This is a genomic window from Actinomycetospora sp. (genome assembly GCF_036497245.1).
In the GTDB taxonomy this organism is placed as follows: Bacteria; Actinomycetota; Actinomycetes; order Mycobacteriales; family Pseudonocardiaceae; genus Actinomycetospora.
Window position 1 is genome coordinate 1 of record NZ_DASXJS010000227.1, and the last position, 8,431, is coordinate 8,431.

At 74.9% G+C, this 8,431-nt stretch carries 6 protein-coding genes and 1 pseudogene; all 7 read right to left on the bottom strand.

Annotated elements, in window-relative coordinates; all coding sequences use genetic code 11:
- Window positions 1-681 precede the first annotated feature (681 nt).
- Window positions 682-1,479: a class I SAM-dependent methyltransferase gene (locus VGI02_RS23950; RefSeq protein ID WP_331631597.1), complete on the bottom strand. Its 798-nt coding sequence runs from the start codon at window positions 1,477-1,479 to the stop codon at window positions 682-684.
- A 33-nt stretch (window positions 1,480-1,512) separates the two neighbouring features.
- A complete protein-coding gene (locus VGI02_RS23955) occupies window positions 1,513-2,328 on the bottom strand; it encodes a hypothetical protein (RefSeq protein WP_331631599.1) in 816 nt (271 codons plus the stop codon).
- Between the two features lie 908 nt (window positions 2,329-3,236).
- Window positions 3,237-4,199, bottom strand: coding sequence for a DivIVA-like cell division protein Wag31 (gene wag31, locus VGI02_RS23960; protein ID WP_331631601.1), 963 nt, complete (start codon window positions 4,197-4,199; stop codon window positions 3,237-3,239).
- A gap of 371 nt (window positions 4,200-4,570) precedes the next feature.
- Window positions 4,571-4,942: pseudogene (locus VGI02_RS23965) on the bottom strand (cell division protein SepF); the annotation flags it as partial.
- Window positions 4,943-5,747: 805 nt separating this feature from the next.
- Complete coding sequence (locus VGI02_RS23970; protein WP_331631603.1) at window positions 5,748-6,482, bottom strand: YggS family pyridoxal phosphate-dependent enzyme; 735 nt, start codon at window positions 6,480-6,482, stop codon at window positions 5,748-5,750.
- A complete protein-coding gene (pgeF, locus tag VGI02_RS23975; RefSeq protein WP_331631605.1) occupies window positions 6,479-7,198 on the bottom strand; it encodes a peptidoglycan editing factor PgeF in 720 nt (239 codons plus the stop codon). The genes VGI02_RS23970 and pgeF overlap by 4 nt, the downstream gene beginning before the upstream one ends.
- 60 nt (window positions 7,199-7,258) lie before the next feature.
- Window positions 7,259-8,431 (bottom strand): cell division protein FtsZ (ftsZ, locus tag VGI02_RS23980; RefSeq protein ID WP_331631607.1); only part of this gene is annotated, 1,173 nt, incomplete at its 5' end.

Consider the following 8,431-nt stretch of genomic DNA (forward strand, 5'->3'; position numbering starts at 1 on the left):
GCAGCGAGGGCAGACCCACGCGGGTGGAGAGCCGGACCGCGACCACTGCGAGCAGCACGACACCGGAGCCGATCCCCAGCAGCACCGGCAGCCGGTCCACGCGCTCGCGACCTCCTGCCCGTCGTCCCCCGGAAGCGGAACGGTGATCCTACCGTCGCGCCGACGACGCTCCGCAGGTCCGGGCCGTCAGCGCGGACGCACCCTGTGGCGGGCCACTGGTTGCCGGTGGGGACCGGCGCGCGTCGCACACGGGTGCGGGCCGGTGCCCGAGCGGTGCCGCAACAACCGACGCGCCACCCACACATTGCCGCCGAGTCCACTCGGTCCCGCGAGAACCGACGCGCCACACACACAATGCGGCCGAGCCCTCTCGGTTCTGCGAGGACCGACGCGCCACGCACACAACCCGGCCCGGCCTCGCGGGCGAGACCTGCGGGCGGCGCACGCACCCAATGCGATCCGGCCGCCCGCGATGCGCCGCGCCGCGGCTCGCGGGCCCTCCCGCCGGGACGCGACGGACGCGCGCCGCATTGATTCCCCCAGCACCGAGCCTCGGGGTCGCCGGAATGTGCCCGTCGCGCGTCGTACGCCACGACCATCGACGCGACCGAGAGTCCACCGGCAGCCTGCGCGTATGCCACCGGTCGACGTCGCAGGGCGGACCACCCGGCGACGCGGGGCTCAGGGCCGCCAGGTGATGGTGACGCGGTCGCGGGGCGACCCGGCGAGCGACGGGTCCGCCGCGAGCGCGTCCGAGACCTCCTCGACCCGCTCGGGCGGCAGGCACAGCCGGCGGGCCACCCTCGCCGCGCGGGCCTCCGGCGCCTCGGCCGGCCGGGGTCCCGCACTCCAGCGCTGCACCTGCGGGTCGATCCCGAGCTCGGTGAGGACGGCCAGCGCGTCGTCGGCGGTCGGTGGCGCCGGGCGGGCGAGATCGTGGAAGCGCGCCCACAGCGGATCGAGCCAGGCCTGTGGGTGCTCGGCGTGCAGCTCCAGCACCACGCCGGTCCGCGCCGCGGCGGTCAGGCCCGCGGCGAACCCGGCGAGGTCGTCGGTGTCGTAGCCGACGTGGTGGCACAGCACGACCGCCGCCTCGCCGGTGTCCGCCGCCACGTCGGGCCAGCGCCCGAGGACGGCCTGGTACGGCACCCCGCGGTCGAGGCACGCTCCGACGAACGCGGCGAGCATGTCCGAGGCCGGGTCGACACCGACGACGTGGTCGATCTCCCCCGCCAGGGCCATCGAAGCGGCGCCGGCGCCACACCCGACGTCGAGCACGGAGCGGTCCGCGGCCTCGGCGAGCAGGGTGAGCGCACTCTGTCGTGAGGGCGTATCCGGGGCCGCGGCAGCAGGGCGGAACCGGTCCGGGTCCTGCCGGTACGGACTCCCCGGCGCGTGGGCCAGGATCTCGTCCGGGACGCGACGGGCATGCATCATGGCCGCCCAGCGCGCGGCAGCGGTGTCCGTTCCGGCCTCCACACCTGACATCTGATCACGCCCGGCCGGCGCGGGTCAGCGCCGGCTGTCGGCCCCGTGCTGCTCGGCGAGCGACCGCACCGGGCTGCACCAGGAACACCCGGCGAACCCGAGTTCGATGGCCTCGGAGACCGGGAGCGGGATCACCTCGCGACCGAACAGGTAGCCGCACCGCCCGAGGTGGAAGTGGGGCTCCTCGTCGATCACCAGGACCTCGTCCACGCGGGCCGCGACGACATCGAGGCTGGCGGCGTCCGGGGTCTCGTCCTCGGGCTCCGGGGCCCGGGCGGGAGGCCCGGTGCGCGGGGGCGCCCCGTTGCCCGGAGCACCGGCGTGGCCCGGAGCACCGTTGCCGGGGGCGCCGCCGTGGGCGGCCGCGGGCGGCGCCTCGTCGGGGTGCGCCGTCCCGCCGGGCGGCTGGGCGGTCTGGGCTCCGGCACCCTGGGGCCCCGACGCGGGGTCCGTGGACCGGAAGCCGTTGCCTGCCGGCGGAGGGCCGCCCGGCCGGCCGGCCTGGGTCGGCTGGCCCCCCTGGGTCGGCTGCCCGGCCTGGGACGGCTGGCCACTCTGGCTCGGCGGACCGCTCGGGCCACTCTGGCTCGGCGGACCGCTCGGCTCGGGCCGACCGCCACCCTGCGGGCCGTCGCCCGGGGGTGGTCCGGAGGTGCCGTGCTGCGTCTGTGCCGGCTCGACGGGCTCCTGGGCGGTGGCGCTGCTCCGCGCGGCACCGACGTCCTCCGGGCCTGCCTCGCGCCGCGCACGGTCGAGGCTCTCGGCGGGCATCCGCGAGGTGGCGTCCTCCTGGTCCTCACCGTGACCGGCCGCCGCGGCGGCGAGCGCACCGGCGCCCACCCCTGCGGCAGCTACCCCGGCGCCCGTCGCGGCAGCGCTGTGGGAACCGCTGCGGTTGTCCTCGGGAGTGGCAGCCCGGCCTTCGCCCTGTTCCTGGGGCGGACGGCCACCGGCCGGCGGGCCGTACGGCGGGTGCTGACCCTGCGGGCCCGGCTGCTGTCCCTGCGTGCCCGGCTGCTGTCCCTGCGGGCCACCACGCGCCCCCGGCGGAGGGCCGTAGGGACGCCCGGGCGGCGGAACCGGCGCGGCGGCCGGCGTGTTCGGGAGCGGGACCAGTCCGACGAAGCGGGAGCCCTCGGGGGCGTTCGGCACGCGCGAGGGGTCGGTCCCGAGGCGGCCCGACGTCGTCGCACGCAGCCCCGGAGGGATCCCGCGGGGTCGCATCGGCGGCGGGGCCATGGGCGGGCGACCGCCCTGGCCTCCGGGGCCCGAAGGACCACCGGGTCCGCCCGGACCTCCGGGACCGCCTGCACCACCGGAGCCGTTCGGCGCACCGGGGCCACCCGGCGCACCGGCGAAGGCAGCCCGCTGGGGCGCACCCACCGCGGTCGGAGCATCCGGCCCGGTCCCCGCGGGACCGGGCTGGGCGAGCGCCTGGGGCTGTGATGCACCCGGGCCGCCGTTCCAGGACTCCTCACCCGCGGAAGGCGCCGACGTCGCCGCCGGAGCCGCCGCCTGAGCGGCCTTGCGCCGACGCATGAAATCCGCGGCCAGAAGCACCGCGGCTACGGCGCTCGCCACCACGGAACCCCACGCCCACGCCGCCGTCGTGGTGACGACGGCGACGACGAGGAGCCCGAAGGCGATGACGACGCAGAGCAGGACCAGCAGAAGCACCCTCGACCCCTCACGTACCGCGCCGGGTCACCGGTCGGCAGCCTTCCCCTGCCCCGACCAGTTCACCCGACTCAGCTGCCGGCTTCGGCCCGTGAGCCGTAACCGCTGGTCGCGTATCCCCCGGAGCCGTTGCGGCCGCCACCGTCAGCAGGCGCAGCCGATCCGCGGCCCTCGAGGTCCCGCAGCTGCGACTCCAGGTAGGTCTTGAGTCGCGTGCGGTACTCGCGCTCGAAGGTACGCAACTCGTCGATCTTCTTCTCGAGGCCGCTCTTCTGCTGCTCGATCAGGGTGATCGTCTCGTTGTGCTTGCGCTGCGCGTCGCGCTCGAGGGTGGAGGCCTTGTCCCGCGCCTGCCGCTCGAGTGTCTCCGCGCGGGTGCGCGCGTCGTTCAGCATCGTCTCGGCCCGGCTGCGGGCCTCGTTGACCATGCTGTCCGACTTGGTGCGGGCCTCCGAGAGGAGCTGCTCGGACTTGGTCCGCGCGTCGGAGAGCATCCCGTCGGCCTCGGACTTCGCCTCGGCCGTGAGCCGGTCGGCCATCTCCTGGGCGAGTCCCAGCACCTTGGCGGCCTGGACGTGGTGGTCGCCGTTGCCGTTCATCGGCGAGGAATCCCCACCGAAGGGCGGCGGGACGACCCCCGAGCTCTGCGGCTGCTGCTGAACCGGCTGGGGGGCCTGCTGCGGCACCGGCATCGGCTGCTGCACCGTGCGGGGCGCGTCCTCGACGGGCCGCTGTTGGGGCGGCGCCACCATGGTGGTCTGGGCTGCCGACGGCGGGGGCGGGGACTGCGAACCGACGGACTGGGCCTGTGCGGCCTTCGTCCGGGCGTCGTCGAGGTCGGAGTGAGCGCTCGAGAGCTGCTGCTCGAGCTGTTCGACCTGCTCGCGGAGATCGTTGTTCTCCTCGATGAGACGCCCGAGTTCGGCCTCCACGAGGTCCAGGAACGCGTCGACCTCGTCCTCGTTGTATCCCCGTTTGCCGATCGGCGGCTTGCTGAACGCGACGTTGTGGACGTCGGCAGGGGTCAGCGGCATCGGATCTCCTCAAGCACTCCTCGGCTGCGGAACCCCAGGTACCTCGGGCTCTTCGAGCTCCGCGACACGCAGAGTATGACCTCTGCGAGCAGGTGAACCATAGTGGACGGGTCCAGGGATGCGCTGCACACGACGCCCGATCGGTGACTCAGCGCCACGACAGCCCGGTCATCCACCCACACGCGTACCTCGCGACACGCCAGAGAGCGATCGGCCGGACGGGGCGGGACCGCTCACCGTTCTCCACCGCCCGTGACTCCGGAACTTGCCCTGCTCCACGGCCCGATCGGCACCCCGGCAAACGCTCACCGCCCTCGTCCGACCACCCACCGCAATCATGCCGCGAGGCCTTGCCGGCTCTCAGATTCGGCTCAGGGAGCCGTGGAGAAAGACTTCTCGGCGAGCTTGCGCCGATCGGTCGCGGAGACCTCGACGTTGGGCGGTGAGAGGAGGAACACGCGGTTGGTGACCTTCTCGATGGAGCCGCGCAGCGCGAAGGCGAGGCCGGCCGCGAAGTCCACGAGACGCTTGGCCGCGACATCGTCCATCTCGGTGAGGTTCATGATCACCGGAATGCCGTCGCGGTAGCGCTCGCCGATCACCCGCGCCTCGTTGTAACTCGTGGGCTGCAGCGTGGTGATCTCGGGGACGGCGGGCGTGTCGGGCACCGCGGAGACGTCGGCGCGCTCACTGCGCTCCGGACGCTCCGACGGGCGGCGGACCGGCTCGTCGAGGGCCAGGGCGGCTGCCCCCGAGGCGCTCAGCGACCCGGACAGCGAGGAGGACGATCCCGACGACGACCCGACCGACGCGAGTGAGCCGGACCGGCCGCTGCGGGAGGTGTGGTTCGGGCCGGTGTTGTGCTCCCAGCTCCGGCCCCGGGCGCTCGAACGGACGGACACGTCGGCCTCCTCGTCGCGGTCGCCGGACCCGGTCCGGTCGTGGTCGGCCCCGAGGCGCGGGAGGTCCGGGCGGACCTCGGGCTCGGGGTCGCGGGGCCGCGGCGTGCGGGCCCGGTCCTCGGTGCGGGCGGTGCTCTCCGCCCGCCCGGTCCGCTCGTGGCGATCGGCGTCGAAGCGGTCGTGACGCGCCGCGTCGTGCCGGTCCTCGTAGCGGTCGTCGTCGTGGCGGCCCTCGCCGAAGCGGTCCGATCCGTACCGGTCGCCCGCGTGGCGGTCGGCCCGGTCGGTGTCGTGGCGCCCCTCGTCGTAGCGGTCCACGTCGTAGCGGTCCGCGTCGTAGCGGTCGTGGCGCGGCCGCCGCGCGTACCGGTCGGAGTCGTGGCGGTCCGCGTCGTACCGGTCCGCGTCGTAGCGGTCGCTCCCCCGCGCGGGGCGGTCCGTGTCGGCGTAGGCGCCGTACTCCCCGTACCCGTCGTAGGAGTCCAGCTCGTCCGCGGGCACCATGCCGAAGTACGCCTTCACGCGGTGCAGAGCGGTCATGGCAGCCCTCTCCCCTCACAAAGATCCACCGGCAGGGAGGGGATGCCCGCGGGACCCCGTGCTCGGAAGACTTACAGCCTTGTCATTCACTCACAAGGAACGCTAGCTACCGGCCGCCGAGGAGAGCCGTTCCGACACGCACACACGTGGATCCGTGCTCGATCGCGGCCTCGAGGTCGCCCGACATGCCTGCTGAGAGCGTCGTGGCCCCGGGGTGGGCGGCCCGCACCCGCTGCGCGAGCTCGGCAAACGTGGCGAACGCCGCTGCGGCATCGGTGTGTTGCGGAGCCACCGCCATCACGCCGTCGAGTGAGAGGTGCTCGCTCTGCGCGACACGGTCCGCGAGCCCCGGCACGTCCGCGATCGACGCGCCCCCGCGCCCCTCGGCGTCGTCGAGGCTCACCTGGATCAGCACCGACAGCGGGTCCGTCCGCTCCCCGGCCTCGACCGCGTTCCCGACGGCCCGGTCGAGGGCCTCGGCCAGCCGGGCCGAGTCGACCGAGTCGACCGCGTACGCCCATCGCGCCAGGTTCCGTGCCTTGTTGCGCTGCAGCCGCCCGACCACGCGCCAGTGCACCGTCGCGTCGGGGCGCAGCTCCGCGAGCTCGGCGGCCTTCGCCGCGCCCTCCTGCTCCTTGTTCTCCCCGAACTCGGACAGGCCGAGGTCGACGAGGTGGGCGACGTCGGACGCGGGCCAGGTCTTCGTGACGGCGAGGAGGCCGACCCCGGCCGGGTCCCGGCCCGCGGCGCGCGCGGCGGCGGCGATCCGCGAGCGCACCTCGTCCAGGGAGTGCGACAGGGCGGCGCGGCGTCGGTCGGAGGCCTCATCGGGACCGGTCATCGGCGCTCGGGGCGGTCGTACTCCCACCACGTCACCGCGGCGAAGCGGCCGGTGGGCCGGGCGCGGCGGTGGCTGAAGAGCTGGTCGTCCTCGAGCGTGCAGCGCCCGTCGGCGTCGATCTTGCGGATGCCGAGGCCCTCGAGCTGGCGCACCAGGCCCGCACGCAGGTCCAGCGACGGCGTGCCGATGCGGGTGGTGCCCGCGCTGCCGGGCAGCACCGTCTCCACCTCGTCGCGCATCTCGGCGGGCACCTCGTAGCACTGCCCGCACACGCTCGGGCCGATCAGGACCTCCACCCGGTCCCGCTCCGCGCCGAGGCCCTCCATCACGCCGAGGGTGCGGGGCAGTACCCCGCCCGCCGCGCCGGCGCGGCCGGCGTGCGCGGCCGCGACGACGCCCGCCTCGGGGTCGGCGATCAGGACCGGCACGCAGTCGGCGACGACGACGGCCAGCGCCTGGCGCGGCCGGTCGGTCACCAGGGCGTCGGCGGTGGGGATCTCCTGCTGGGGCCCCTCGACGACGGCGACGTCGGTCCCGTGCACCTGGTTCATCCAGGCCACCCGGGACGGATCGAGGCCGATCCCGCGCGCGAGGCGCTCGCGGTTGGCGGCGACGGCGGTGGGGTCGTCGCCCACGTGGTCACCGAGATTGAACGAGTCGTACGGGGGCCGCGACCGGCCGCCCGCACGAGTGGTCAGTACACGCCGGACCCGCACCGCACCATCATCCCGCGTGGCGGCCCGGGGACGGTCACCCCGGGGCGCCACCACCTCCGGTCAGCGCATGAAGGACGGGACGTCGACCTCGTCGTCCTCACCGCGCGTCTTCGCGGTAGGGGCGGACGAGGACGAGCCGCCGGCCGCGGAGCCCTCCGAGGAGGACCCGGCCGCGGGCGCGTCCGCCTTCTCCCCCGGGCCGGAGGAGGACGACGCGGCCGCCTCCTCGCGGGACACGGCGGGCGTGGTCGGCATCGTCGGCGCCGCGGCGACCGCCGGCGGGATCGCGGGCTCCGGGGACTGCCGGACCTGCCCCGCCTGGCCGGTCGCGGTGGCCTGGGACGTGCGTCCGGGCCCGCCGCCCTGCGGCTGGCCGCCGCCGAGCATCTCGCCGGGGAGCTTCTTGTGCGTCGGCGCGCCGGAGTCGAAGCCCGCGGCTATCACCGTGACCCGGACCTCGTCGCCGAGGGAGTCGTCGATGACCGTCCCGAAGATGATGTTGGCGTCCGGGTGCGCCGCCTCCTGGACGAGCGAGGCGGCCTCGTTGATCTCGAACAGGCCGAGGTCGGAGCCACCGGCGATGGAGAGCAGCACCCCGTAGGCGCCGTCCATGGACGCCTCGAGCAGCGGCGAGTTGATCGCCTTGCCCGCCGCCTCGACGCTGCGACCGTCGCCGCGGGCCGAACCGATCCCCATCAACGCGCTGCCCGCCCCGGACATGACGCTCTTGACGTCGGCGAAGTCCAGGTTGATCAGGCCCGGCGTCGTGATGAGGTCGGTGATGCCCTGCACGCCCGAGAGGAGCACCTCGTCGGCGGACCGGAAGGCGTCCATGAGGCTGAGGGACACGTCGCCGAGCTGGAGCAGCCGGTCGTTCGGGATGACGATGAGCGTGTCGCACTCGTTGCGCAGTTCCTGGATGCCGTTCTCGGCCTGGGTGGCGCGACGCTTGCCCTCGAACGAGAACGGCCGGGTGACCACGCCGATGGTCAGCGCGCCGAGCTTGCGGGCGATGCCCGCGACGACGGGTGCACCGCCGGTGCCGGTGCCGCCGCCCTCGCCGGCCGTCACGAAGACCATGTCGGCCCCCTTGATGACCTCCTCGATCTCCTCGGCGTGGTCCTCGGCGGCGCGGCGGCCCACGTCGGGCGCGGCGCCGGCGCCCAGACCGCGGGTGAGCTCGCGGCCGACGTCGAGCTTGACGTCGGCGTCGGACATCAGCAGGGCCTGGGC